Source organism: Micromonospora sp. WMMD1274, from assembly GCF_049179035.1.
GTDB classification, from domain to species: Bacteria; Actinomycetota; Actinomycetes; order Mycobacteriales; family Micromonosporaceae; genus Micromonospora; species Micromonospora tulbaghiae.
This window is the reverse complement of sequence record NZ_JBMHMG010000001.1, coordinates 7368789-7393567: the sequence shown is the minus strand read 5'-3', so window position 1 is coordinate 7393567 and position 24779 is coordinate 7368789. Positions and strand designations below refer to the sequence as shown.

The 24779-nt window shown below is 72.3% G+C and carries 23 protein-coding genes and 1 pseudogene; 13 read left to right on the top strand and 11 right to left on the bottom strand.

All coding sequences use genetic code 11. The features are described 5' to 3' along the window. The first annotated feature begins 217 nt into the window (after nt 1-217). Nucleotides 218-1126 carry an NB-ARC domain-containing protein gene (locus ACN27D_RS34890; protein ID WP_233586076.1) on the top strand — a complete coding sequence of 303 codons (909 nt, stop codon included), beginning with the start codon at nt 218-220 and terminating at the stop codon, nt 1124-1126. Nucleotides 1127-1150: 24 nt separating this feature from the next. On the opposite strand, the gene ACN27D_RS34885 is transcribed toward ACN27D_RS34890, so the two are convergent. Next, on the bottom strand, nt 1151-1825 hold the full coding sequence (locus ACN27D_RS34885; protein ID WP_421501061.1) for a pyridoxamine 5'-phosphate oxidase family protein: 675 nt from the start codon (nt 1823-1825) through the stop codon (nt 1151-1153). A gap of 433 nt (nt 1826-2258) precedes the next feature. Between ACN27D_RS34885 and ACN27D_RS34880 the strand changes: the two genes are divergently transcribed. Further along, nucleotides 2259-2432, top strand: coding sequence for a hypothetical protein (locus ACN27D_RS34880; RefSeq protein WP_162958995.1), 174 nt, complete (start codon nt 2259-2261; stop codon nt 2430-2432). A 61-nt stretch (nt 2433-2493) separates the two neighbouring features. On the opposite strand, the gene ACN27D_RS34875 is transcribed toward ACN27D_RS34880, so the two are convergent. The 5 genes from ACN27D_RS34875 to ACN27D_RS34855 all read right to left on the bottom strand — a co-directional run bounded on the left by ACN27D_RS34875 (nt 2494) and on the right by ACN27D_RS34855 (nt 5710). Continuing rightward, nucleotides 2494-2856, bottom strand: coding sequence for an ArsR/SmtB family transcription factor (locus ACN27D_RS34875; protein WP_121685383.1), 363 nt, complete (start codon nt 2854-2856; stop codon nt 2494-2496). A 117-nt stretch (nt 2857-2973) separates the two neighbouring features. After that, a complete protein-coding gene (locus tag ACN27D_RS34870; RefSeq protein ID WP_091416802.1) occupies nt 2974-3381 on the bottom strand; it encodes an arsenate reductase ArsC in 408 nt (135 codons plus the stop codon). A gap of 58 nt (nt 3382-3439) precedes the next feature. After that, a complete protein-coding gene (gene arsB, locus ACN27D_RS34865) occupies nt 3440-4525 on the bottom strand; it encodes an ACR3 family arsenite efflux transporter (protein ID WP_121685381.1) in 1086 nt (361 codons plus the stop codon). Beyond that, a complete protein-coding gene (locus tag ACN27D_RS34860) occupies nt 4522-5247 on the bottom strand; it encodes a helix-turn-helix domain-containing protein (protein ID WP_421501060.1) in 726 nt (241 codons plus the stop codon). Before ACN27D_RS34860 ends, arsB begins: the two co-directional genes overlap by 4 nt. Before the next feature lie 79 nt (nt 5248-5326). Continuing rightward, nucleotides 5327-5710, bottom strand: a complete 384-nt coding sequence (locus ACN27D_RS34855) for an ArsR/SmtB family transcription factor (RefSeq protein WP_121685380.1) — start codon at nt 5708-5710, stop codon at nt 5327-5329. A 77-nt stretch (nt 5711-5787) separates the two neighbouring features. On the opposite strand from ACN27D_RS34855, the gene ACN27D_RS34850 reads away from it, so the two are divergent. The 3 genes and pseudogenes from ACN27D_RS34850 to ACN27D_RS34840 all read left to right on the top strand — a co-directional run bounded on the left by ACN27D_RS34850 (nt 5788) and on the right by ACN27D_RS34840 (nt 7814). Beyond that, the gene (locus ACN27D_RS34850; RefSeq protein ID WP_158614806.1) at nt 5788-5949 is read left to right on the top strand and encodes a hypothetical protein; all 162 of its coding nucleotides are present in this window, start codon (nt 5788-5790) and stop codon (nt 5947-5949) included. Between the two features lie 31 nt (nt 5950-5980). Further along, nucleotides 5981-6301, top strand: a pseudogene (locus ACN27D_RS34845) (ArsR/SmtB family transcription factor); the annotation flags it as partial. A 97-nt stretch (nt 6302-6398) separates the two neighbouring features. Beyond that, nucleotides 6399-7814 (top strand): FAD-dependent oxidoreductase, encoded by a 1416-nt coding sequence (locus tag ACN27D_RS34840; protein WP_421501059.1) that lies wholly within the window; start codon nt 6399-6401, stop codon nt 7812-7814. A gap of 134 nt (nt 7815-7948) precedes the next feature. On the opposite strand, the gene ACN27D_RS34835 is transcribed toward ACN27D_RS34840, so the two are convergent. Next, the gene (locus ACN27D_RS34835) at nt 7949-8731 is read right to left on the bottom strand and encodes a DUF2470 domain-containing protein (RefSeq protein WP_421501058.1); all 783 of its coding nucleotides are present in this window, start codon (nt 8729-8731) and stop codon (nt 7949-7951) included. 152 nt (nt 8732-8883) lie between these two features. Continuing rightward, on the bottom strand, nt 8884-9180 hold the full coding sequence (locus tag ACN27D_RS34830; RefSeq protein WP_120569438.1) for a DUF1540 domain-containing protein: 297 nt from the start codon (nt 9178-9180) through the stop codon (nt 8884-8886). 588 nt (nt 9181-9768) lie between these two features. Here ACN27D_RS34830 and ACN27D_RS34825 point away from each other — a divergent pair. Then, nucleotides 9769-10350, top strand: a complete 582-nt coding sequence (locus ACN27D_RS34825) for a VanZ family protein (protein ID WP_421501057.1) — start codon at nt 9769-9771, stop codon at nt 10348-10350. Nucleotides 10351-10444: 94 nt separating this feature from the next. Here ACN27D_RS34825 and ACN27D_RS34820 read toward each other — a convergent pair whose 3' ends face one another. Further along, complete coding sequence (locus ACN27D_RS34820) at nt 10445-13162, bottom strand: sugar-binding protein (protein ID WP_421501056.1); 2718 nt, start codon at nt 13160-13162, stop codon at nt 10445-10447. A gap of 589 nt (nt 13163-13751) precedes the next feature. Here ACN27D_RS34820 and ACN27D_RS34815 point away from each other — a divergent pair. From ACN27D_RS34815 to ACN27D_RS34785, 7 genes are all read left to right on the top strand, one after another. Continuing rightward, complete coding sequence (locus ACN27D_RS34815) at nt 13752-14834, top strand: ROK family transcriptional regulator (RefSeq protein ID WP_357894391.1); 1083 nt, start codon at nt 13752-13754, stop codon at nt 14832-14834. 250 nt (nt 14835-15084) lie between these two features. After that, the gene (locus tag ACN27D_RS34810) at nt 15085-16137 is read left to right on the top strand and encodes an extracellular solute-binding protein (protein ID WP_358171576.1); all 1053 of its coding nucleotides are present in this window, start codon (nt 15085-15087) and stop codon (nt 16135-16137) included. 61 nt (nt 16138-16198) lie between these two features. Continuing rightward, a complete protein-coding gene (locus ACN27D_RS34805; protein ID WP_393380021.1) occupies nt 16199-17272 on the top strand; it encodes an ABC transporter ATP-binding protein in 1074 nt (357 codons plus the stop codon). Then, nucleotides 17269-19017, top strand: coding sequence for an ABC transporter permease (locus tag ACN27D_RS34800; protein ID WP_121685373.1), 1749 nt, complete (start codon nt 17269-17271; stop codon nt 19015-19017). The genes ACN27D_RS34805 and ACN27D_RS34800 overlap by 4 nt, the downstream gene beginning before the upstream one ends. Further along, nucleotides 19005-19826, top strand: coding sequence for a creatininase family protein (locus tag ACN27D_RS34795; protein WP_252447938.1), 822 nt, complete (start codon nt 19005-19007; stop codon nt 19824-19826). The genes ACN27D_RS34800 and ACN27D_RS34795 overlap by 13 nt, the downstream gene beginning before the upstream one ends. Nucleotides 19827-19873: 47 nt before the next feature. Beyond that, nucleotides 19874-21328 carry an argininosuccinate lyase gene (locus tag ACN27D_RS34790; RefSeq protein ID WP_421501055.1) on the top strand — a complete coding sequence of 485 codons (1455 nt, stop codon included), beginning with the start codon at nt 19874-19876 and terminating at the stop codon, nt 21326-21328. 95 nt (nt 21329-21423) lie between these two features. Beyond that, complete coding sequence (locus tag ACN27D_RS34785; RefSeq protein WP_120569439.1) at nt 21424-22323, top strand: ROK family protein; 900 nt, start codon at nt 21424-21426, stop codon at nt 22321-22323. Nucleotides 22324-22444: 121 nt separating this feature from the next. Here ACN27D_RS34785 and ACN27D_RS34780 read toward each other — a convergent pair whose 3' ends face one another. Then, on the bottom strand, nt 22445-23302 hold the full coding sequence (locus ACN27D_RS34780) for an HpcH/HpaI aldolase/citrate lyase family protein (RefSeq protein WP_421501054.1): 858 nt from the start codon (nt 23300-23302) through the stop codon (nt 22445-22447). 12 nt (nt 23303-23314) lie between these two features. After that, complete coding sequence (locus ACN27D_RS34775; protein ID WP_357894403.1) at nt 23315-24778, bottom strand: dihydroorotase; 1464 nt, start codon at nt 24776-24778, stop codon at nt 23315-23317. Nucleotide 24779: the final 1 nt, after the last annotated feature.

Here is a 24779-nt window from a genome sequence, read left to right as displayed (position 1 = left end):
CCGATGCCGGGAAGGGCCCGTCTCGTCGACCGTCGATTCGACTCCGGTCGATAGCGTCGGACCCACTGTGGACTTAACCTCGTCTGGCCAACAGGAGCTTCACCGGCAGATCACCGGCAATGTCGCCGCTGACTGCCCGCTCAGCGGCCTCGGCTTCGGTGGTCCACCGGCATGAATCCACCAGAACCGGTACGGAGACGACGCTGTGATCGGCTACATGGATACGTTGGGTCATGAAATCGCTACCGCACGGCGACTGGCCAACCTGACACAGGAGGAGTTGGCCGCCCGTACCGGACTGAGCGTCCGGAGCATCCGCAACCTGGAGTCGTCGCGCGTGACCCGTCCGCGGCCCGCGACCGTCCGGCTGCTCCGCGAGGTCCTCGGCCTGCCCGCCAACCCGGCGCCGTCGGGCCGGATCCGCCCCATGCAACTGCCGCTGGAGATTCCCGGCTTCACCGGCCGTACGGCACAACTGCGGCAACTCGACCGGCTGCTCGACGGCGGACCGCGGCGGATGTCGAGCGTGGTCGTGTGCGTCCTGTCCGGCCGGTCCGGCATCGGCAAGACGGCGCTGGCGCTGCGCTGGGCGCACCGGTCGGCGGCCCGGTTCTCCGACGGGGTGCTGCACGTCCAGCTCGGCGGCAGTGAACCGGGCAGAGCGGCGGTGGCGCCGGCGGAGGCGCTCGGCGGCCTCATCGAGGCGCTCGACGTCCCCGGTGGTGTCCCGTGCGGACCGGCGGCGCGCACCGGGCTCTACCGCAGCGCGCTCGCCGGACGCCGGATGCTCATCGTGCTCGACGACGCCCGCGACGCCGACCAGGTGCGGCCGCTGCTGCCCGGCGTACCCGGCTGCATGGTGGTCGTGACCAGCCGGGACCGCCTCACCGGCCTGGTCGTCGGCGAGGCCGCGTGCCCGGTCGTGGTCGACGAACTGGCCGCCGGCGAGGCGTGGGACCTGCTGGCCGCCCGCCTCGGCGAGCGTCGCCTCACCGCCGAGCGCGCGGCGGTGCGGGAGATCATCGCGTACTGCGCCGGAGTGCCCCGGGCGCTCGCGGTGGTGGCCGCCCGCGCGGCCGTCCAGCCCCGCCTGCCGCTGGCGGAGGTGGCCCGCCAGCTCCGGTAGGCGGGCCGCGGGCCGCCCGGCCGGTCAGGCCTGGTCGGCGCGGGTGCCGGCGCGCGCGGCGACGTGCGCCGGCACCGGCGTCGTCGGCGGCAGCGCCGGGTCGGTCGCCGGCTGTTCCCAGCGCGCGACCAGGGGAAGCTCGCCCGCCCACAGCCCGAGAGCGGCGTCCGGGCCGTCGCCGTCGTCCGGCGGGCCGCTGCGTGTCTTGACGGACGCCTCGGCCAGCGGAAGCGCCAGCAGCGTGGTGGCCGCGAGTTCCCGCCGGTTCGGCCGGCGGGCGTGGTCCCACTGGCCCGGGGCCACGTGCTCGGTCAGCAGCCGCAGGCCGTGCAGCTTCTCCTCGGTGTCGGTCACCCACCGGGGCCGGCCGTAGATCATCGCGCTGCGGTAGTTGATCCCGTGCTCGAACACCGACCGCGCCAGGACCAGGCCGTCGACCACTGTGACGGTCACGCAGACCTCGGCGTCGGTGGTGAGACTCCGGCTGGCCACCGAGCCGTGCAGGTAGAGGTGCCGGTCGTCGAAGCCGTAGACGGTCGGCACCACCATCGGGCCGCCGTCGACGATCACCCCGAGATGGCAGACGAAGGCGGCCCGCAGCACGCCGAAGAGGGCGGCGCGGTCGCGGTGCCCCTTCTCCTTCATCCGGCGCAGGGTCGTACGCGGCGTCGCGGACAACCGCCCGTCGATATCGGTCATGGCTGATTCTCCTGTCGGCCCCGCCGTTTCTACCGGGTCGGGCCGCGGTCCTCAAGGGCCGGCCCACCGGACCGGTGGGGGAGCGGGGAACGGTACGGCGGCAGGAGGGTGCCGGCGCCCAGCCTCCCGTCCGGACGGCCTCTTGCAGGGCACGGGTGAGCGCGGACCGGCGGCCACCGGCGCCGGCCAGTTCCAGATGCAGGTCGCTGCCGAGCAGTCGCGCCGGATTGGCCCACGAATCCGTCATGCGGATGCACCCTTCGCCGACGACGTCGTCGCGCTCGTCCGGTATGCCCGCTTGGTCGGACTGGGCATCGCCGCGCAGCCCAACGGGCACGGTGCCAGCGGCAGTGCCGACGGCAGGTCCCGCTGGCGCGCCGTGACCGCCGCCGGATCGGTGGCGACACCGAACAGGTAGAGCGCGTACGGGGCCGTGCGGGCTGTCGGAGGCCCGGGCGAGGGCGCCGCCCAGGTGCCGGGGCTGGACGCTCAGCAGCGGGGCGATCGGGCCGACGCGTTCACTCCGGCCCTCGACCGGCTCCGGGCGGTCAAGCGCCGCCACGACCCGGACGCGCTCGTCCGATCCAACTTCCCGGTGGCCGGCTGACGTTCCGGGGCACGACCCGGTCAGGCCGGCGGGCACGCGCGGCAGCCCGGCAGTCCCCCGCTCAGCGGACCTTCTTCGTCGGCCGTTTACGAGGCGGCGTCAACGACTCGGCGATCGCCGAGATCGCGGACGGCACCAGGCGGTAGTACGCCCACACACCCCGCTTCTCACGCTCGAGCAGGCCGGCCTCGGTGAGGATCCGAAGGTGATGGCTGACGGTCGGCTGGGAGAGACCGAGCGGCGCGGTGAGGTCGCTGACGGACGCCTCGCCCTCCGGAGCGGACTGGATCAGGCTGAGCAGGCGCAACCGGGCCGGGTCGGCGAACGCCTTCAGGACTCCCGCGAGCCGTTCGGCATCGGCACGCTTGATCGGCTCGCCGGCAAGCGGCGAGATGGCAGGGGTGGAGGTTTTCGCAGTTCCCACGCTTGCATCGTTGCACCAACGGCGGCCGCCTGCCGGCGCAACCAGGAGCGGATCACCGTCAGTTGCACGCCGGGAGCTGACGACCGCCGTCCGGCCGCGGAACAGTCAGGGCGGATGTCAGGCGCTGCGGCGCAGTTCGGCGAGCAGCCGTTCCACCCGGGTGCGGATCTCGTCCCGGATGGGGCGTACCGCGTCGAGGCCCTTGCCTGCGGGGTCTTCGAGCTTCCAGTCCTCGTACCGCTTGCCCGGGAAGACGGGACAGGCGTCACCGCAACCCATGGTGACGATGACGTCCGAGGACTCCGCCGTCTCGTACCGCAGGAGCTTGGGGGTCTGGTCGGTGATGTCGATGCCGGCCTCCCGCATGGCCTCGACGGCGGCAGGGTTGACCTCGCCGGCGGGTGCGCTGCCGGCGGAGCGGACCTCGACGGTGTCGCCGGCGAGGTGGCGTAGCCACCCGGCGGCCATCTGGGAACGGCCGGCGTTGTGCACGCAGACGAACAGGACGCTGGGCTTGTCGCTCATCGGGTCTCCCTGATTCCGGTGGTCGCCGCGCGGCGTGCCGCGGCGCAGTCGAGGCGTCTCATGGCCGGGTTTCCGGGGCGGGGAACAGGCGGGCGCGGGCCCACAGCGACACGTAGACCAGGCCGACGAGGACCGGGACCTCGATCAGCGGGCCGACGACGCCGGCCAGGGCCTGGCCGGAGGCGATCCCGAAGGTGCCGATCGCGACCGCGATGGCCAGTTCGAAGTTGTTGCCCGCCGCGGTGAACGCCAGGGTGGTGGTGCGTTCGTAGTTCAGGCCGACGGCCCGGCCGAGCAGGTAGGAGCCGGCCCACATGAGGGCGAAGTAGGCCAGCAGCGGCAGGGCGATGCGGGCCACGTCGACCGGTCGGCCGGTGATGGCCTCGCCCTGCAGAGCGAACAGGACGACGATGGTGAACAGCAGTCCGTACAGGGCGACGGGCCCGATCCTGGGCAGGAATCGCTGCTCGTACCAGTCGCGGCCCTTGGCGCGTTCGCCGAGGCGGCGGGAGAGGTAGCCGGCGAGCAGTGGGATGCCGAGGAAGACGAGCACGTTGCCGGCGATGTCCCAGCCGGAGACCTCCAGCGCGGCGCCGTCCAGACCCAGCCAGCCGGGCAGTACCGACAGGTAGAACCAGCCGAGCAGGCCGAAGGCGAGGACCTGGAACACCGAGTTGACGGCGACGAGGACCGCCGCTGCCTCCCGGTCGCCGCAGGCCAGGTCGTTCCAGATGATGACCATCGCGATGCAGCGGGCCAGACCGACGATGATCAGACCGGTGCGGTACTCCGGCTGGTCGGCCAGGAACACCCAGGCCAAGGCGAACATGACGGCGGGACCGACGATCCAGTTGAGGATCAGCGACGAGACCAGGAGACGCCGGTCACCGGTGACGGTGTCGAGGCGGTCGTAGCGGACCTTGGCCAGTACCGGATACATCATGATCAGCAGACCGAGAGCGATGGGCAGGGAGATGCCACCGACCTCGACGGCGTCGAGAGCGTCGTCCAGTCCGGGAACGATCCGGCCGAGCAGCAGGCCGGCGACCATGGCCAGGCCGATCCAGACCGGCAGGAACCGGTCGAGGCGCGACAGGCGGGCCACCACCGGTGGGGCGTGGTCGGCTCTGGTCGCGGTGCTCATGGGTGTCTCCCGTGGGTCGTCGGTGCCGGCGCGTGCGCGTCGGGTGAGGTCGCCGCGGTGTGCGGGGCGACGCGGTCGACGCGGTCGGCGAGGTCGGCGTAGGCCGCCTCGAACGCTTCGTCGGTGTCGATGCGGGCCGGGTCCGGCACCGACCAGTGCAGACGGGGGCGGACCGGCCCGGTGAGCTCCTCGTGGGCGTTGTCGCAGACGGCGATGACCAGGTCGTCGTCCCGGACGATGTCGTCGACGTGTGCGGTGCCGGCCGGGTCGAGGTCGAGGGCGTGGCGGTGGGCCACGGCGACCGCGCGGGGATGGACCCGGGGCGCCGGCCTGGTGCCGGCGGACGCGGCGTCGCCGTTGGTGCGTCGCTTCCACAGCGCCGCGGCCAGTTGCGAGCGGGCGGAGTTGTGGGTGCAGACGAAGACGACCCGATGCGCAGCCGCCAGCGGCGGCGCCGTGAGAGCGGAGAGGGCAGCCGGTCGGAGTCGCAGGTAGGTGCGCCGCCGGTCGCCCTCCGACCGGCCCCGGGCGACGAGGCCGGCGTCGGTGAGGACCTTGACGTGGTGGGCGACCAGGTTCGTCGGCATGTCCAGGGCGTGGGCGATCTCCCCGGGGGAGGCGTCGCCCAGGGTGAGCGCGTCCACGATGGCCAGGCGGGCCGGATCGCCGAGCGCGGCGTGGATCCGCGCACGGGCGGCGAGGGATGAAGGCTCAATGTCCATTGACTCAATCATCGCTGAGCAATCTGGAAGCGTCAAGCCGGCATCGAGCGGATCGAAGCGCGGGGCGCCGCGCGGCGGTCTACCGCTGCGTCGCGGCGGTCGGCTCGATCGACAGCAGGCCGGCGAGCTGGCGCAGGATCTGTGGCCGCGCCCGGTAGTAGACCCAGGTGCCCCGCCGCTCGGCGTCCACCAGGCCCGCCTCGCGCAGGGTCTTGAGGTGGTGGGAGATCGTCGGCCCGGTCAGGTCGAACGCCGGCGTCAGGTCGCACACGCAGGCCTCGCCGCCGTCGGCGGAGGCGATCATCGACATGAGCTGCAGCCGTACCGGATCGCCGAGGGCCTTGAACGCGGGTGCGAGCACCGCGGCCGTCTCGGCCGGGACCCGGCGCTGCGCCAGCGGGGGGCAGCACGGCACGTCGGCGTCGAGGTCGACGAGTGGGATCGGCGCCTGGTGCTTCGGCATGCCCCTAGGTTGACATCTATCTAATCAGCGTGCAAATCTCTGTTTAGACAGGCATCTAGACAGGGTGCCCCGAGGAAATGAGGCTCGCCATGTTCGGCTTCCCGCGCCGCCGGCCGTCGGTCCTGGCAGGGGTCCGGTTCTGCGACTCCTGTGCCCGGGTGTCCACAACCGCGCAGCGGATCGACCGCCTCCACGACCGCGCCCGCACCGCCGCCTACGCGCTGACCGCTCCCCGCTGAGAAGGGGCCACCGCCCTGCGGGTCACCGTTCGACCTCCTCGACCGCGGCACCGCGCAGACCTACGCCTCGTGGTTCCGGGCACTCGCGGACCCGACGCGGGTGCAGCTCGTGGAGTACCTGGCCCGCCACGCCCGGCCGATGAGCGTGGGGGAGATCGTCGCCGCCGTCGGGCTCGCCCAGTCCACCGTCTCCCAGCACCTGAAGATCCTCACCGAGGTGCGGTTCGTGCTCGTCGAGCCGGTCGGCACCGCACGCCACTACCGCATCAACGACGCCTGTGTCGGATGCTTCCCGTCCGCCGCCGACGTCGTCATGGGCCGCCCGGCGCCCGATCCGGTCGAAGCCTGCTGACGGCCGGCCGCGCCGTCACCTGATCCCGGTCCGTGCCGTCCGCGCGGCACCACCGCACCTCATTGATTCGACAATTCTCAATACAGAGGAGTTCCCGATGAGTGTCCTGGACGAGTCGCCCGTCGTGGTGATCGGCGCGGGCCCGGTGGGTCTGGCCGCCGCCGCCCACCTGCGCGAGCGTGACCTGCCCTTCCTCGTCCTGGAGGCCGCCGACACCGCCGGCGCGGCGGTGCGGCAGTGGGGGCACGTGCGGGTGTTCTCCCCGTGGCGGTACAACGTCGACCCGGCCGCCCGCCGGCTACTCGACGACACCGGCTGGGTCGCCCCGGCCGAGGACGCCCTGCCCACCGGCGCCGAGCTGGTCACCGACTACCTCCAGCCCCTCGCGGACCTGCCGCAGCTCAAGCCCCACCTGCGCTACGGCGCGCGGGTGGAGGCGATCAGCCGGCTCGGCCTGGACCGGCTGCGCACCGCCGGCCGCGAACAGACGCCGTTCCTGATCCGCCTCGCCGACGGCGACGAACTGCTGGCCCGCGCCGTCATCGACGCCTCCGGCACCTGGGGCACCCCCAACGTCCTCGGCGCCTCCGGCCTGCCCGCCCGGGGTGAGAAGGACGCGGCGGCGTTCCTCGAACACGCACTGCCCGACGTGCTCGGCACCGACCGGCACCGTTTCGCCGGCCGGCGCACCCTCGTCGTCGGCGCCGGCCACTCGGCCGCGAACACCCTGCTCTCACTGGCCGAGCTGGCCACCGCCGAGCCCGGCACCGAGGTGATCTGGGCGATCCGCTCGGCCAGCCCGGCCCGCACCTACGGCGGCGGAGACGCCGACGCCCTGCCCGCCCGCGGCGCGCTCGGCGCCCGGCTGCGCGACCACGTCGACGCCGGCCGCATCCGGCTGCTCACCGGCTTCTCCGTGCACGCCCTCACCCCGGCCGAGGGCCGGGTCGCCGTGGTCGTGCGTCACGCCGACGGCACCGACGAGTCCGTCACCGTGGACCGCATCGTCGCCGCCACCGGATTCCGCCCCGACCACTCGATCGCGGCCGAGCTGCGCCTGGACCTCGACCCGGTCATGGGCGCCACCCGCGCCCTCGCCCCGCTGATCGACCCGAACGAGCACTCCTGCGGCACCGTTCCTCCGCACGGCGCCGCCGAACTCGCACATCCGGAGATCGGCTACTACGCCGTCGGCATGAAGAGCTACGGCCGCGCGCCGACGTTCCTCATGGCCACCGGCTACGAGCAGGTCCGCTCCGTCGTCGCCGCTCTCGCCGGCGACTGGGACGCCGCCCGCGACGTCCAGCTCGACCTGCCCGAAACCGGCGTCTGCAACAGCAACCCCGCCGACTCCACCGGCACCGACGGCTGCTGCGGCCCCGACCCGGCCGCCCAGCCGGCCGCGCAAGGGCTGGCGACCGGAATCTCCGGGGGCCTGCTCTCCGCGCCGCTCAGCCTGGTCAGTCTCGACACCCCGGCCGGCGGCCAGACCGGCGGCTGCTGCGCCGGCTGACGACTGTCGCCACCAGTGGCTCGCCGGCCCGCGACCGGCGGACGCCACAGGTGGCGCGTCGTCGCCGTCCCGGCTGTCCCCACCGCTCGCCTTCGTCCCGCCGTCATCCGGCTCCCGCGATCGGCTCGCCGGGCCTAGGCGAGCAGCGTCCGCAGCGCCTCGGCCAGGCCGGCGCCGGCGGTGACCGGGCGGGCGAAGGGCAACCGGGTGTCGGTGTGGCCTTCCGGCCGCTCCGCGCGCAGCACGATGCCCTCGGCGTCCAGCGCGACCGGGACGACGCGCGTCGAAGCGGCGGGGTCGACGAGCGTGCCGAGCCGGTCGAGGACGTCGCGGTGGCAGCGCGTCAGGTGCGCGAGGTGGGCGGCCTCGTCGACGGCGATCGGATCCGGCCGGGCCGCGCGGTACGCGCCGAGGTCCACCGAGACGGGATCGGCGGCCCGGTCGAGCACGACCTCGTCCGGCGCGATCGCCCACAGCGCCACCGGGGGCAGGTCGAGCAGCGACATCACGGTGGCCGGATCGCAGGAGTCGAGGGCGGCCGGGTCGAACCGGCGGGCGGTGCCGAGGATCCGCAGCCGGGCGCGCACCCGGGAGCGCACGGCGACCGGGGCGAGGTGGGTCACGTCGAGGCGTACCGCGCCGCTGTGGCCCCGCGCGGCGACCAGGAGGCCGCCGGTGCGGCTCATCGCGTCGACCGCGAGGACGACCGTGCCGTCGGGGAGGACGGCGTGGGCGGCGAGGAGGTCGGCGGTGGTGTCGCCGAGCGTGAGCCGCAGTGAGGAGGCAGCGGTCAGTACGCACCGGGCGGCGACGGCGTCGCGGGGCGTGGAGGTGCCCGTACCGCCCGCCGACGGCCCGGCGGCGACCGGGACGACACCGGCCGCCGGGGCCGGACGCCCCGCGGGGTGCAACGCCATGTCTGTCTCCTCGGCCGGGAAGGGGTGAAGTCGGCCCAGGTCAGACGTTAGTAGGTAAGGCTTACCTGTGCAACGGCGGGTCGGGTGCCGGAGACGCGGTACGGGTCACGACGGTGACCGTCGTGACCCGTACGGACGTGCTGTCCGGTTTGTCAGGCGGGCTGGTAGGTGAGGCAGTCGCTGACCGTGGCGCCCGGACCGACCGTGATCGACTCGGCGGTGCAGGCGAGGTTGGTGTTGTAGACGCACTCGGCCCGCGCGCACGCGCCCACCGCGCCGGTGACCTCCTTCATCCCGCCGCTGAGCGACGACTCGACGAACGTCGCGCAGGAGGCCGCGTCGGCGGTCGCCGCGACGGTGATCGCGGGAGCGTGACAGCCGTTGTCGTTGAAGCTGCACGCGGTGGCGGCGCATTCACGTACCGGCGGAGACTGCAACAGGGTCTTCATGGTGCCTCCAAGTCATGTGGGCCGGCGAACGCGTACGGCCGGCCCTCGTGGTGCTCGAATGCCATCTGGTATTTGCCCTGCGGCCGGTCCTCAAACCCGTCGGCCGCCAGTGAGGATCATGCTCACCTTAACAACGGAATGCGGGGTTGGCGGCCGTTAGCCGCCGTTTCCGCGCGGAATCCCGAACGACGAAGATAAGGCTTACCTTGGTTAGGTGAGTCTTTCTTTACCCGCTGCCGGCGTGAAAGCGGATGCGTGATTTCCACCGGCCGGACCGCGGCCCATCTGCGGTTATGCTCGCTGCCACCGGCCGGATGCCCGGCGGTCGCGGTGGAATGGGTGAGCGCGTGACGACCGGGTGTCCCGAAACGGCCGGCACCATTGCGGCCCGCGCCGAAATGCCGGCCGGGAAATCAGCGATCGACGGGGGATTCGCAACCGGCCGGCGGCCGAATGCGAATCTGGAGGTGGTTGGCGCGGTCGCCACGTACCCGATGGCGTCCGGCCGGGGCCACCGCTCGACGCGGCCGTGGCACCCTGACCGACGGCGGGCCCGGTGCGGGCCCGGCGGATCCGGGCGGAGGCGGCGTGATCGAGGGATGGCACGGCTGGTTCGGCACGATCAACGGGGTCGTGCTGCTCACGGTGGCGGCGTTGCCGGCGGCCGCGCTCGTGGTGTGGCTCCTGGCCCGCCGGCGCGGCGGCACGCGGCCGGCGTGGCGCAGGTCGCTGGCCGAGGTGGGCATCGTCTACGGGACCGTGCCGTGGGTCTGGATGATCATGCTGCCGGGGGACGGCGCCGGCGTGGTTCCCGGCCGGGTGAGCCTGGTGCCGCTGCGGGACCTGCTCGCCGTCCTGACGGGCGGGCCGCTGACGGTGACGGTCCAGATCGTCGGCAACCTGCTGGTGTTCGCGGCGCTCGGGTTCCTCGCCCCGCTGCGGTTCGCGACGCTGGCGTCGGTACCGCGGATCCTGGCGCTGGCGGCCGGCTGCTCGGCCGTGGTCGAGGTGACCCAGTACGTCCTGCGGCTGGACCGGGTGTCCTCCGTCGACGACGTCCTGCTCAACACCGCCGGCGCCGGGCTGGCCGCGCTGGCGTCGCGCCGCTGGTGGCGCGAGCCGGCCGAGGTGTCACCGGCCACCGCCACCGGTCCGGCGCCGGTCCGCTGAGCGGGGTGCGGCGCGGGTAACGCGGACGGCACGATGGGCCGGGCCTGCCGGCCCGGCCCATCGCGTGCGTCAGATCGACGCGATCAGTGTCCGCTCAGCAGATCTTCTTCGACAGAGCGGTGGTGGCGCCGCCGTGCTCGTACGAGACGAGCAGCGAGGTGCCGGCCGGAAGCGACCCGCTCAGCGGCAGGACGAGCGTGCCGTCCTTGCGCAGCTCGGCCTTGGCGTCCGCCACGACCCGGGTGCCGTCCCAGAGGAAGGCCCGGGCGGTGCCGGCCTTCTTCACCTGCAGCTGCACGGACACCTTGCTCGCGCTGCGGGTGACCTTCTTGATCTTCACGGTGTTGTCCGCCAGCTTGGCGTAACCACCCGGTGCGACCCCGTCCGAGACGGACTGGAGCAGGGTCTGCGGCGAGTCCACGCTCAGCGCCGCGGTGTCGGGCATGATCGGAGCCTTCGGCGCCGACGGCTTCGCCGGCAGGTCCGGCAGGAGCGCGTTGCCCCAGCGCCACGGGTCGGCCCGCACGCCGCTCCAGGTCGACCAGCCGACCCGGGTCTGCGAGCTGAGGTCCTGCGTGTCCGAGTCGTTGACCAGGATGTTCAGGCCCATCCGGCTCGGGTCGATGGTGTCCGGCAGCACGCTGAACGGAATCTTGACCTCGATCCGGTAACCCGTGTACGGGTTGCTGGTCACCACGGAGGCGATCTCCACACCCGGCGCGGTCTCCGGGCCGCCCTGGTGGTTGTCCCGCTCTCGGGCGAAGCACGGCGGGTTCCCGTTGGCCGGGTCGTTGGTGGCCGGGAAGAGCGCCATGTTGGACACGGTGGAGGTGTTCGCCGAGTTGCCGCGCGGGTCGATGCCGAACTCGATGTTGTCGTTACGCCGCGGACGCTTGCAGTCCTCCGGCGGCAGGACGGTGCCGAGCACGTCGTCGGTGATGTTGAAGATGGCGTACAGGGCGTCGTCGGTGTGGGTGAGCTGGGCGGTGCCGGAGATGTCCGACGCCGGGGCGGCGGTGCCCTCCCAGCGGGTGGAGATGTCGATGACCTCGCCGGTGTACTCGTGGTCGTGACCGTGACCGTCCACAGTCGGCGCGGTGGCGGCCTTCGGGATCGTGGTGGTCGGCACCAGGTTGAACGCACCCGGCTCGTTCGCGCTGCCACCGGTGTAGCTGGTCTCGATCTGAACCCGGTAGGCGCCGTTGTCCGGGGCCCGGTTGGCCGTCGGCAGCGACGCGTCGGTGTTGGTCACGGTGAACGTCACCGAGGTGCTGGCGCCCGGCCGCAGGCCGCTGTACGGCACCTGCTGCTCGGCCACCGAGAAGCCGGCGGGGACGTTCAGCTTGACCGTGCCGGACTCGACGCGGGTGCCGTGGTTGGTCAGGTTGACCTTGACGCTGCGGGTGCCGCCGCTGGGGATGTTCAGCAGGGACTCGATGAGCGCGTCGAGCTGCTGGGTCTTGTTGCGCACGGTCCAGGCGCGGAAGTCGGCGATCTCCTCCAGCGGCTCCAGGGTGCCGCGCACCGGAGCGGTGCCCTGCACCCGGGCGCTGCTGACGCCGCTGCCGTCCTTCTTGCTGGTCAGCGTGGCCTCGAGCTTGAAGCGGGTGCCCACCTCGACCTGCGCCGGCGGGGTGACGGTGAAGGTCTTCACGACCTCCTTGCCCGGCGTGAGCGTGCCGACGTTGCCGTTACCGCTTACCTTCCAGCCGGCCGGGACGTCCAGGGTGACCTTGGCGCCCGGGATGGCCTTCTCGGCGTACAGGACGGTGTCCACCTTGATGGGCTGGCCGCCGACGGCCTCCCAGTTGCGCGGACGCACGTGGACCTCGGTGCCGAGCGGCAGGCCGCCGGGCGCGCGCAGCGTGGCGCCCTGCAGCGCACCGGTGCCGGCGCCGACGTTCGGGTCCGGGTACGGCGTGCGGGTGTCGATCAGCGTCAGCCGGTTGCAGCCGATGGCATCCGGGTTGGTCGTCGGGAAGGAGCTGTTGCCCCAGCCCTGCGACACGTACTCCCGGCGGGCCCAGGTCTGGACCGTGTTCCACCGGTTGCCGTCGTGCCGCGCCGACTCGTACCCCTGCCAGGTGCCGAAGATGACGTTGCTGGCCTCGGCCGGCGTGAACGTCGTCTCGCAGGCGGGGCCGTTGGTGCCGGTGGTGCCGCTGCCACCGGTCTGGAAGATGCGGGAGACCCGCCAGGGCTTGAGCCCTTCCTTCTTGATCTGCTCCGGGAACGCCTTCGGGTCGGCCGCCGCGTAGAAGGCCTCCACGGCCAGCATGGCCGCCTTCTGGTGGTTGCCGTGGTTGCCCTGCGTCGCCGAGGGGTTCATCGTGAGGATGACCTCGGGCTTGGTGGTCCGCAGGACCCGCACGATCCGGGACAGCGTCTCCTGGTGGCCCCAGACCTCCTCGGTCAGGGGAGCGCTGGCGGTGTACCAGAAGTCCAGCGCGTCCAGGTTGTAGATGTGCTCGACGCCGGCCCAGCCGACGGCCTTGCGCTCCTCGGCCTCCCGCAGGATGCCGAGCTCTGGGCCCTCCTCGAGACCGGTGGCGTTGCCACCGCCCTCGCCGCGGGTGGTGGTGATGACGCCGGCCTTCATGCCGTGATACTCGTTCCAGTATCCGAGCATGCCGAGCTGGCCGGCCTCGTCGTCCGGGTGGGCGCCGATGAACATGATGTCCAGGTCGACCGGCTTGTCGGACTTCTTGGCCTGGGGCTTCGGTGCTTGCTGGGGGTTGGCCTGGGCCGGAGTGGCCAGGCCCAACGACAGCAGACCGCACATGGCGATCGCTGCGCTGGTGCGCCATCTCATGGGCATACCTCTTCGTCTCGAAGCGAGAGTGCTGCGGCTGGGGACGGTCGGCCCGGCGCGGGCCGGCTGACACGTGGCTCGTGCCGGGCCGTGATGCAGACAGCTGTCCACTGAGGACCGTCGGGTCCTCGGGGGTCGTGGTGCTCGACAACGGGATGGTGGTGCTCGCGCACCGTCACGGGGTGAGCGGTACGCACGGTGGTGACGTCGGTCCACCGGAAGGCCTTCGGGCCGTAACCTAGGGATCTTGCGGAGGCGTCGTCAATAGCTCTGGACGACTTTCTTCCTTATCCGAATAAACGATCGTGCCTGCTCAGGGCGATCATCGGAAGGCCGGCCGTGGCATGGGGACAGTCTTTGTCCAGGTTTGGCACCCCAATGTGGACCACAGGGCTCGGTTTTGCGCGACATGTCGGGCTGGCCCCGGCGCGACCGGCTTGTCGGCCGCAGAATTTTCCCTGGTCGGCGGACCGAGATCATCTCGTTACTTGACGCCAGAATTTTTTCTCACTAGGAAGAAAGTGTGTCTGACAAAGCCCCGACCAGTCCGGTCAGCCGTGAGCGGTCCCGTGAGATCAAGCGTCTCTCGGTGATCTTGGCCGCCCGGCAGGCCCGGCGGCTGTCCCGCGTGGACCTGGCCGAGATGACCGGCCTCTCGGCGGCGACTGTGACCGCGCTCGTGCGGGAACTCGTCGCCGAGGGTTACCTCATCGAACGCGGCCCCGGCGCGCCCACCACCGGCCGGCCCCGGGAGATGCTCGAGTTCAACCCCCGCGCCGAGCTCGTCGCGGCGGTGTCGCTGGAGCCGCCGCGGATCAGCTGCGAGATCGCCGACAGTGAGGGCGCGGTCATCGCGCACCGCGTCGCGCGGCTCGGCGCGAACGTGGTGGAGACCGTCTGCGAGTTCGTCCTCGACCTGGTCGGCGACAACCTGCCCTCGCTCCGCGGCGTCGCCATCGCGGTGCCCGGCGTGTCCAGCAACGGCGCGGTACGCCTCGCGCCGTCGGTCGGACTGGTCGAGGCGTGGCCGATCGGCGAATCGGTGCAACGGCGGCTCGGCGTACCGGTGGTCGTCGACAACGACGTGAACCTCATGGCCGCCGGCGAGTGCGTCGCCGGCGCCGGCGCGGACGTGGCCAACCTGCTGCTGATCCACGTCGCCGACGGCATCGGCGCCGGGCTCGTGCTCGACGGCAAGGTCCGCCGCGGCGCCAGCGGGGCCGCGGGCGAGGTCGGCTTCCTGCCGCTGGGCGGCGCGGCCGAGCGCCGCTACAGCGGCGTCGGCGAGTTCGAGGCCCGGTGGTCGGTGAACGCCATCGCGGAACGGGTCGTCGCGCTCAACCCGGGCCGCCGGCCCGAGTCGCCGGTACGGGAGCTGAGCCGGCTCGCCGCGACGTCGGCGCCCGCCCGCGCCTACCTCGACGAGGTCCTCGGCGCCTGGGCCGGGCTCATCCTCTCCTGCGCCTGCGTGGTCGACCCGGGGCTGGTGCTGCTCAGCGGCGCCGCCGCGGAACTCGACGACCCGGCGCTCGGCCAGCTCCAGACCCTCGTCTCCGCCCGCACCCCGGCACCCACCGAGGTGCGGCGGGCCACCCTCGGCGACCAGGCCGTGCTGCACGGAGCGATCAGCTACGCGCTCTCGGCCGCGGTGCCCCGGCCCTCGCTTCCCTGACCACCACCCGACCCCCGACGACTCCGACACCCCCGACCCCGACACCCACCCACCGTCACCGCAACCGTCGCGGCGACCGCGTCCCTGGGACGACCGGTCGCGGCGCGATACGGCGCGCCCCGGTCCGGCGCGCCACCCGCGGACCCTCGACCCCGTCCCGGGGAACCGGCGAACCCGCCGGCGCCTCCGGTCGGGATCGCACACCGTCTTTTCCCGCTTCCGATAGTTCCCCCGCAAAGTGGAGGTACCAATGAAACGTCGTTTGGCCCTGGCCGTCGCGTTCAGCGCGCTGCTGGCCGTCAGCGCGTGCGGCAGCAGCGACGACGACAAGGACGCCGGCTCCTCCGGCTCCGCGTCGGCCGAGAAGGTCGTCATCTACAGCGCCCGCGACAAGTCGGTCACCGACTACGTCGTCGAGCAGTTCACGACCAAGAACCCCGAGTACAAGGGCAAGGTCGAGGTGCTCAACATGGGCGCCCAGGAGGTGCTCGAGCGGGTCCGCGCCGAGAAGGCCAACCCGCAGGCGTCCGTCTGGTGGGGCGGCACCCAGCAGGGCCTCGCCGCCGGCGCGTCCGAGGGCCTGCTGGAGTCCTGGCAGCCCTCGTTCGCCTCGAAGATCGACGCGCGGTACAAGGACGCCGAGGGTCGCTGGTTCGGCGAGATCCTGCTGCCCGAGGTCATCATGTACAACAACAAGGCGCTGACCCCGGAGACCGCGCCGAAGGACTGGGACGACCTGGTCGACCCGAAGTGGAAAGACAAGATCATCATCCGGGACGTGGCCGCCTCCGGCACCATGCGCTCGATCTACGCCTCGATGATCCAGCGCTTCACCGCCGACGGGTCCAACCCGCAGCCCGGCTACGACTGGCTGCGCAAGCTCGACGCCAACACCGTCGAGTACGCCGCCAACCCCAGCGACCTCTACCTGAAGATGTCGCGTGAGCAGGGCGTGGTCAGCGCCTGGAACCTTCAGGACATCCTGCTGCAGGCCAACGAGAAGATGCCGTTCGGCTACGTGATGCCGGCCTCGGGCGCCCCGGTGCTCGTCGACGGCGTGGCCGCGGTCAAGGGCGGCAACAGCGAGGGCGCGAAGAAGTTCCTCGAGTTCCTGTTCGACGACGCGCTGCGGGCCAGCCTGGCCAAGGACTACTTCCAGATCCCCGCTGTCGACATCGCCGAGAAGCCCGAGTGGCTGACCAAGCTCGACCTCAAGCCGATGGACGTCGACTGGGACGTGATCGGCAAGAACGAGACCGCCTGGATCACCCACTGGAACGCCCAGATCAAGGGCAAGGGCTAAGACGCTCGGATCCGGGCCGTGCTCCGGCACGGCCCGGCTTCGTCCTGGAAGGACCCACGAAATGATCGATGTCCGACTGACGGCGGTCAGTAAGCGCTTCGCCAAGTCGAGCGACTCCGCGGCGGTCGATGACGTCACCGTCACCATCGGAGCGGGCGAGTTCTTCACGCTGCTCGGACCGAGCGGTTGTGGCAAGACGACGACGCTGCGCATGGTGGCCGGCTTCTACTTCCCGACCTCCGGTCACATCCACTTCGGCGACGACGACGTCACGCACTGGACGCCCAACAAGCGGGACACCGGCATGGTGTTCCAGAACTACGCGCTGTTCCCGCACATGACAGTGGCGCAGAACGTCGCGTACGGGCTCAAGGTCCGCCGGGTCTCCCGCGCCGACCAGGCCCGCCGAGTGGAGGAGGCGCTCGCCCAGGTGCACCTCGCCGGGTACGGCGCCCGGCGCATCGACGCGCTCTCCGGCGGCCAGCAGCAGCGCGTCGCGCTGGCGCGGGCCCTGGTGATCCGCCCTCGCACCATGCTGCTCGACGAGCCGCTGTCGAACCTCGACGCGAAGCTGCGCGAGGAGACCCGCGCCGAGATCCGGCGCATCCAGCGGGAGAGCGGCACCACCTCGATCTACGTCACGCACGACCAGGCCGAGGCGATGGCGATGTCGGACCGGATCGCGGTCATGGAGTCCGGCCGGGTCCAGCAGGTCGGCTCCCCGCACGAGGTCTACTACCAGCCCGCGAACGCGTTCGTGGCCCGGTTCATCGGACGCAGCAACGTGCTGAGCCTGCCGGTGACCGGCGCCGCGGAGCAGCGCGTCCAGGTACGCCTGCCCGGCGGCGCCACCATCGAAGTGGGCGCTCCCGCCGGTCACGGGCTCGCCGAGGGCGACACCGCACTGGTCTCCGCGCGCCCCGAGCACATCGCGCTCGGCGGCGACGACGACACGGCGGCCATGCGCGGCCGGATCAGCCACGTCGAGTTCACCGGCATGGCCACCCACATCACGGTCGACGTCGACGGCGCCGAGGTGATGGCCGCACTGGTCGACGCGCCCGCCGGCATCCAGCTCGGCGACGTCGTGGGCCTGCGGCTCACACCGGAGCGGCTCTGGGTGGTCAAGCCGTGACCGCTGCGACCCCGACCGCCCCCGGCTGGGCGGCGGCCCTCGGCCGGCGCCTGGCCGGCGGAGCCGGCTCCCGATGGTTCCCCTACCTGCTGGTGCTGCCGCTGGTCCTGGTGCTCTGGGGCTTCGTCGTGCAGCCGATGTTCGCCACGTTCCGGGAGAGCGTCAGCGCCAACGGCAGCGACAACTACCTCCAGTTCCTCTCCTCCTCCGGCGTGGCCCGCGAGTCGCTGTTCACCTCGCTGTTCATCTCCGCGGCCAGCGTGCTGCTCTGCGGCATCGTCGGCGTGGCGATGGCGTTCCTGCTCAAGCGCTTCCACTTCCGCGGCCGGCGGCTCATCGAGGCGTTCATCCTCGTGCCGGCGGCCCTGCCGCCGCTGATCGGCGCCGTCTCCTTCCAGCTGCTCTACAGCAACATCGGCATCGTGCCGCGCGGCCTTCAGGCGCTGCTCGGCACCGACAAGCCGGTCCTGGCCTTCGACGGCATCGCCGGCGTGCTGGTGGTGCACACGTTCACCATGTACCCGTTCTTCTACCTGGCCGCCTCCGCGGCGCTGGCCGGGATGGACCCCTCGGTGGAGGAGGCGGCGTACAACCTCGGCGCGGGCCGGGTACGCGTGTGGCGCACCGTCCTGCTGCCGATGCTCACCCCGGCGCTGATCTCGGCGTCGCTGCTGGTCTTCATGACGTCACTGGCGTCCTACACCGCGCCACTGCTGTTCAACGTCAGTCAGACCATGACCATGCAGATCTACATCAACCGCACCAACGGCGACCTGCCGATGGCCTCGGCGTACGCCTCCGTGCTCGGCATCGTCTCGATCATCTTCCTGCTGGCCATGCGCTGGTACGAGGGGCGGCGCAACTACCAGTCGCAGTCCAAGGGCATCTCGGCGGTCCGGCGGGAGATCACCAACCCGATCGGCCGCTGGCTCGCCCCGCTCGCCTCGGTGCTGGCCACGCTGGTCCTGCTCGCCCCGGTCGGCGCGATCGCGCTCGTCGCGTTCTCCGCGGACCGGTCCTGGACCACCGAGGTGCTGCCGCCGACGTACACGTTCGAGAACTTCGTCACCATCTTCACCGACCCCAAGGCGTTCCAGCCGATCCTCAACTCGGTGCAGATGAGCCTCCTCGCGGTCGTGGGCTGCGTGGTGATCGGCGTGCTCATCGCGTACGCGGTGCGGCGGCTGACGTTCGTCGGTCGCGGCCTGCTCGACGTGGCCGTGATGATCGCCTGGGCGCTGCCCGGCACGGTCGTGGCGATCAACCTGATCTCGGCGTTCAGCACCGGCAACGCGTTCAGCTTCGGGCAGGTGCTGGTCGGCACGTTCTGGATCCTGCCGCTGGCCTACTTCGTGCGGTTCCTGCCGATCGTGTTCCGGTCCAGCTCCGCGACGCTGGCGCTGATCGACCCGTCGCTGGAGGACGCGGCGCGCAACCTGGGCGCCTCCTGGCTGCGCGCGTTCTACACGATCACCGTGCGGCTCATGCTGCCCGGCGTGCTCGCCGGCGCGCTGCTGGCGTTCGTGCACGGCGTCGGCGAGTTCGTCGCCTCGGTGCTCATCTACACCTCGTCGACGGTGCCGATCTCGGTGGCCATCAACAACCGGATGTACAGCTTCGAGCTGGGCACCGCGGCCGCCTACGGCATGCTCCAGGTGCTGCTCATCTTCGTGGTGATGTGGTTCTCCGGGCGGCTGGAGAGCAGCCGCACCGCGACCCGGAGGGCCGAGCAGTGGACGAACTGATCGAGCGGTGGCGGACCGGGGGAGGGCTGCTCCCGGTCACCCGGGTACCCGGGCACGCGTTCGCCGCCGTGACCGAGGCGGCCGACCTGGCGGTGCTGCCGGTCGGCGCCGTCGAGTGGCACGGTCCGCACCTGCCGATCGGCACCGACCTGATCCTGGCCGAGGGCTTCGCCGGGGAACTGGCCACCGGGTCCGCCCGGGCGGTGCTCTTCCCGGCCACGCCGTACGCCGCCTGCCCCGGCCAGACCCGGCCGTGGCCGGGCACTGTGGCGCTGCGCCCGGAGATCGCCGTCGGCTACCTCGCCGACGTGCTCGCCGGCATCGTCGAGGCGGGCTTCACCCGGGTGCTCGTGGTCAACGGGCACGACGCCAACATGTCCACCGTCCGCGCCGCGATGGAGTGGGTGTCCGGGCGCCACCGGGCCAGCATGATGCTGGTGAACTGGTTCCAGCTCGTCGGCCCGGACGAGACGGCCGGGATGTTCGGGGAACTGCCCGCCCGCGGGCACGGCGGCGCGTACGAGAGTTCCGCGGTGCTCGCCTTCGACCCGGCCGCGGTGCGCCTGGACGCGGCGCCGGACCTGCCGCCGAAGCCGAAGCTGCCCACCCCGTACCCGTACGTGCTGGTGGAGTCGCGGCCGGATCCCTGGCAGGGCTGGTCGGGCCACATTTCGCTGGCCGGCGAGGAGGCCGGCGGCCGGATCCGCGTCACCGCCGGCGCACGCCTGCGCGAGCTGGTCGGGGCGTGGCTCGCCGCGCCGCTGCCCGGGCCGCCCGGCGCCGACGGGCCGGACCAGACGACCGGATGACCACGCGCGGCACGCCGCACGACAACGCACCACCTCGGGAGGCCACCATGAGCCCGTCACTGACCGTCTACCAACAGCACCATCTCCGCGTCGTGTTCGACCACCACGTCGCCAACCTCTACCCGGCGATGGTCACGGCCAGCAAGGCCCACGTCGTCATGCTCGCCGAGCAGGGCCTGATCTCCGACGAGGCCGCCGCGACGATGCTGCGCGGCCTGGTCGCCCTCACCGGTGACCGGCCCGAGGAGCTGGAGTACGACGGCAGCGTCGAGGACGTCTACTACACGCTGGAGAAGCGTCTCGCCGCCGCGGCCGGCATCGAGGTGTCGCAGCTGAGCGTGCAGCTCGCGCGCAGCCGCAACGACCTCGACGCCGGCGTCTTCCGGATGGTGCTGCGCGACCAGCTGCTCCAGGTGCTCGACGCGCTGCTGGCCACCGGCCGGACCGTGCTGGACCGCGCGGACCGGCACGCCGACGTGGTGGTCACCGGCTACACGCACCGCCGCCCGGCCCAGCCGACCAGCATCGGGCACGTCTTCGCCGGCTACGCCGAGGCGCTCGCCGGTGAGGCCGCCGCGTACGCCGACCTGCTGGACGAGATGAACCGGTCGCCGCTGGGCTCCTGCGCCTTCGCCGGCACCGACCTGGACATCTCGCCCCGCCGCCTGGCCGATCTGCTCGGCTTCGACCAGCTCATCGTCAACTCGTACGAGGCGGTGGCCGGCGCCGACCACCTGATCCGGGTCGCCACGCTCAACGCGCAGGCGCTCGCCACCGGCGCCCGCCTCGCCCGCACCCTGATGGACTGGCTGAGCTGGGGCTGGGTGGTCACGCCCGGCGAGTTCACCCAGGGCAGCAGCATCATGCCGCAGAAGCGCAACCCGGTGGTGCTGGAACACCTAGTCTCGATGGCCGGTGCCGCCGCGGCCGACGCGGCGAGCGTGCTCAACAACGTCGGCGCCGCCTGGTGGGAGGACTCGAACAACGCCACCACCGACGTGCAGTCCCGGCTCTGGGAGGGCGACGACCGGGCGTACCGGTTCTTCTCCCTGCTCGGCGGCCTGATCGAGAAGCTGGACCCGCAGCGCCCGCCGTCCGGCGAGGAGATCGTCGCCTCCGGCGCCACCACCACCGCGGCGGCCGACGCGCTGGCCCGCCACGGCGTGCCGTTCCGCGGAGCCCACTCGCTGCTCGGCCGGCTGGTCCGCGGCGGCGCGCCGGCCACCTGGACCGACGAGCTGGTCCGGTCCACCGCCGCCGACCTCGGTCTGACGCTCGACGACGCCGCGGTACGGGACCTGCTGGCCGCCGCGGTCCGCCCCGAACTCGTGCTGCGCCGCGCCCAGGCCGACGGCCCCGGCGAGGCGGCCGTCCGGGACCAGGTCGGACGACTGTCTACAATGCTCGACGCGGTGCAGGAGCGGGCGCAGACGTTGCGCGAGCGGCTGACCCGTGCCGACGCGGCTCTCGCCGAGGCGGTCGCGGCGAGGGTAGGCCCGTGACGGGGCAGCAGACGCAGCTTGCCGTGGTCGCGGACGTCGTGTCGCGGCGACCACGTGATCTGGACCGACGGCCCGAAGGGCGATCTGACATCACCATGGAACGACCGGCAAATCCACGCCTGCTCGGCATCGACTTCGGCGGCACCAAGATGGCGATCGGCGTGGGCGACACCGACGGCCGGCTGCTCGCCTCCGAGCGCCTGCCCACGATCGCCGAGCAGGGCGCGCAGCAGGCCCTCACCCGGGCACTGGATCGGGCGTGCGAACTCGCCGAGCAGACCGGCGGCACGATCGTCGCGGCCGGCATCGCCTCGCCCGGCGTCGTCCACGACCACGGCATCGAACTGGCGCCGAACGTGCCCGGCTGGGAACAGTTGCGGCTGGGCGAGGCGGTCCGCGCCCACCTGAACCTGGCGCACGTGCGGGTGACGAACGACCTGAAGGCCGCCGCCTACGCCGAACTGCGGCTGGGGGCGCTGCGCGACGCCGATCCCGGACTCGTCGTCGGGCTGGGCACGGGGGTCGCCGCGGCGGTCACCGTCAACGGCGAGGTGCTGCCGGGCCGCCACGGCGCGGCCGGCGAGATCGCCTACGGACTGACCGACCTCAGCTGGCCGCCCCGCCTGGAACCGATGCTGGAGGCGACGTTCTCCGGCCGGGCCCTGGACGAGCTGGCGCAGCGGCTCGGGGTGGACGGCCGGGCGGCCGGCCTGTGTGCCGCCGCGGAGCAGCCCGGCCCGGTACGCGATCAGCTCCGCCTGCGTGTCGACGAACTGGCCCGCCAGCTCGTCACGTGCTGTCTGCTGCTCGACCCGCAGCGGATCGTGCTGGTCGGCAGCGTCGCGGGCAACGACCTGGTGCGGGAGCTGCTGACCGAACGGCTCACCCACACGCTGCCGTACCCGCCGGAGATCGTGCTGTCGGACTTCGCGCAGGACGCCGCGCTGCTCGGTGCGCTCGTCATGGCCACCGAGGCCCAGCCCGCGGTGGTCTGACCGGAACCACTGGAAGACGCCGCCGGGCGGGGCGCACGGGAGCGCCCCGCCCGGTTCACGCCGACCGGCTCAGGGCGCGGAGCGTCGCACCCGTCGACGGTTCCCGGCCCGGCGTCACGTGTCACCCGGCGGACGCCTCGGCGCGGCGTACCACCTCGGCGGCGGCCCGTACCACCGCCCGGTCCAGCAGCCGCCCGCCGGCGTCGGTGGCCACCCCGGAGCCGCCGCGTTCGGCCCGCTCCAGCGCCTCCAGCACGGCCCGGGCGGAGGCCACCTCGGCCTCGGTGGGGGTGAACACCTCGTTGATGGTTGCGATCTGCCCGGGGTGGATGGCACTGCGGGCGCGGAAGCCCTGCCGCAGCAGCGCCCGGGTGGTCTGCTCCAGCCGCTCCGGGTCGCGCAGCGTCGTCTCCACCGGTCCCACCGGCGGGGTGATGCCGGCCGCTGCCGACGCGACCACGACCTGGGAGCGGATCGGCGCGAACTCCGCCCGCTCCGGCCCGGGCTGCAACCCCAGCTCACCGGCGAGGTCCGCCTCGCCGAGGCCGAGCCGCAGCACCCGCGCTGCGGCGGCCACCTGCGGCGCGGTGAGCACGCCCCGGGCGGTCTCGATCAGCGCCACCACCCGGAACGCCGGGGCGTCCGGGCCGAGCCGCCGCTGCACGCGGGTCAGCGCCGCGTCGACCTCGGCGAGCAGGTCCGGCTCGGCCTTCGGCACCCAGACCCCGGCCGCGGCGGGGGAGAGCACCTCGACGTCCGCCTCGACCTGGTCGCTGTTGATCCGCACCCACAGCTCGGGGCCGGCCGGCGCGGCGGCACCCAGGTACCCGGCGACCGTCTCCCGGGCCTGCGCCTTGCGAGCGGGTGTGACCGCGTCCTCCAGGTCGAGCACGAGCGCGTCCGCGCCCCGCCCGGCTGCCTTGTCCAGCAGGTCCGCCCGGTCGCCCGGCACGTACAGGTAACTGCGCGCCACCGCCATCTGTCGTTCCCCCTACCGCTGCGGGCGGGCGAGGTAGCGGCCGGCCGGCTCGCCGGTCACCTTGCCGTCGACGAGCACGTGCTGCCCGCGGACGAAGGTGTCGGTGACCCGGGCGGTCAGCTCGAAGCCCTCGAACGGCGTGTACTCCTGCGTCGACTCGGAGTCCTCGGCGCGCACTGTCCAGGTCGAGTCCGGGTCGACCAGGCAGATGTCGGCGTCGTACCCCTGCACCAGCGCGCCCTTGTTGCGCAGGCCGAAGCGCTGCGCCGGGTTCCACGAGGTCAGCTCCGCCACCCGCTGGTACGACAGGCCGCGCCGGTTGCCCTCGGTGACCAGTCCGGGCAGCAGGTACTCGGCGCCGCCGAACCCGGACTTGGCGACGAAGATGTCGTCGCGCGGCTCACCGAACTTGACCTCGTCCTTGCAGCAGGCGTGGTCGCTGACCACCCAGTCGATCTTGCCGTCCAGGACGTACCCCCAGAGCGCCTCGACGTCGGCGCGCGGGCGCAGCGGCGGGTTGACCTTGCCGCCCAGGCCGTGCGCGGTGTCGATGTCGGCCACCAGGTGGCCGATGGTCACCTCGCGGCGGAAGTCGATGTGCGGGAACGCCCGCGCCATCCGCAGCGCCGCGTCGACCGCCTTCTCCGAGGTCAGGTGCAGCAGGTTGATCTTCGGCAGCCCGGTCTCGTGCGCCAGGTACGACGCGATCGACACGGCCAGTCCCTCGGAGTGCGGCGGCCGCGAGGCGTGGTACGCCTCCAGCCCGCGCAGCGTGCCGTCCTGCTCGACCTGCTTGGTGTACGCGCTCATGATCTCGGCGGTCTCGCAGTGCAGCGACAGCGAGATCTCGTCGGCCAGCTCGGGGAAACGCTCCCGGGCCGCCTGGACGCCCCGCATCACGAACTCGAAGTGGGCGTAGTCGTACCGCTCGCCCTCCGGGATCATCAGGAACGAGTTCTGGTCGGCGGAGCGGCCGTGCAGGCCGTGGCTGCCGTAGAACATGAAGATCTTGAACGAGGTGACCCCGTGCTCCTCGACCAGCGACGGCACCTCGCCGATGTGCTCCCGCGACATCGGCGCCAGGTGGAAGCCGTAGTCGATGTAGGAGCGGCCCTCCGTGGCGGCCAGCACCTCGGGGAAGAAGTCGGCGTACCGGCCGCCCCGGTTGAGGTAGTACTGCCCGGTGCGCATGTAGTTCAGCGCGGTGGTGACGCCACCCTGCACCGAGGCGCGGCTCTCCGAGACGGCGTCCTCGCTCAGCGGGTTGTAGATGCCCCAGTGCTGGTGCGCGTCGACCACACCGGGGAAGGCGAGCCGGCCGCCGCCGTCGACGACCTGGGCGGCCTCCGCCCGGTCGATCTGCGGGGCGACGCGGCTGATCCGCCCGTCGGTGACCGCGATGTCCATCAGCTCGGGCTCGGGCCGGTCGTGCCGGACCACGCGGACGTTCGTCAGCAGCAGGTCGTAGGTGCTCATG

What these genes read in the sequence shown, in the direction of transcription:
- ACN27D_RS34890 (WP_233586076.1), top strand. Translation starts at nt 218, where the DNA reads ATGGATACGTTGGGTCATGAAATCGCTACCGCACGGCGACTGGCCAAC.
- ACN27D_RS34885 (WP_421501061.1), bottom strand. Translation starts at nt 1,825, where the DNA reads ATGACCGATATCGACGGGCGGTTGTCCGCGACGCCGCGTACGACCCTG.
- ACN27D_RS34870 (WP_091416802.1), bottom strand. Translation starts at nt 3,381, where the DNA reads ATGAGCGACAAGCCCAGCGTCCTGTTCGTCTGCGTGCACAACGCCGGC.
- arsB (WP_121685381.1), bottom strand. Translation starts at nt 4,525, where the DNA reads ATGAGCACCGCGACCAGAGCCGACCACGCCCCACCGGTGGTGGCCCGC.
- ACN27D_RS34860 (WP_421501060.1), bottom strand. Translation starts at nt 5,247, where the DNA reads ATGGACATTGAGCCTTCATCCCTCGCCGCCCGTGCGCGGATCCACGCC.
- ACN27D_RS34855 (WP_121685380.1), bottom strand. Translation starts at nt 5,710, where the DNA reads ATGCCGAAGCACCAGGCGCCGATCCCACTCGTCGACCTCGACGCCGAC.
- ACN27D_RS34850 (WP_158614806.1), top strand. Translation starts at nt 5,788, where the DNA reads ATGAGGCTCGCCATGTTCGGCTTCCCGCGCCGCCGGCCGTCGGTCCTG.
- ACN27D_RS34840 (WP_421501059.1), top strand. Translation starts at nt 6,399, where the DNA reads ATGAGTGTCCTGGACGAGTCGCCCGTCGTGGTGATCGGCGCGGGCCCG.
- ACN27D_RS34835 (WP_421501058.1), bottom strand. Translation starts at nt 8,731, where the DNA reads ATGGCGTTGCACCCCGCGGGGCGTCCGGCCCCGGCGGCCGGTGTCGTC.
- ACN27D_RS34830 (WP_120569438.1), bottom strand. Translation starts at nt 9,180, where the DNA reads ATGAAGACCCTGTTGCAGTCTCCGCCGGTACGTGAATGCGCCGCCACC.
- ACN27D_RS34820 (WP_421501056.1), bottom strand. Translation starts at nt 13,162, where the DNA reads ATGAGATGGCGCACCAGCGCAGCGATCGCCATGTGCGGTCTGCTGTCG.
- ACN27D_RS34810 (WP_358171576.1), top strand. Translation starts at nt 15,085, where the DNA reads ATGAAACGTCGTTTGGCCCTGGCCGTCGCGTTCAGCGCGCTGCTGGCC.
- ACN27D_RS34805 (WP_393380021.1), top strand. Translation starts at nt 16,199, where the DNA reads ATGATCGATGTCCGACTGACGGCGGTCAGTAAGCGCTTCGCCAAGTCG.
- ACN27D_RS34790 (WP_421501055.1), top strand. Translation starts at nt 19,874, where the DNA reads ATGAGCCCGTCACTGACCGTCTACCAACAGCACCATCTCCGCGTCGTG.
- ACN27D_RS34785 (WP_120569439.1), top strand. Translation starts at nt 21,424, where the DNA reads ATGGAACGACCGGCAAATCCACGCCTGCTCGGCATCGACTTCGGCGGC.
- ACN27D_RS34780 (WP_421501054.1), bottom strand. Translation starts at nt 23,302, where the DNA reads ATGGCGGTGGCGCGCAGTTACCTGTACGTGCCGGGCGACCGGGCGGAC.
- ACN27D_RS34775 (WP_357894403.1), bottom strand. Translation starts at nt 24,778, where the DNA reads ATGAGCACCTACGACCTGCTGCTGACGAACGTCCGCGTGGTCCGGCAC.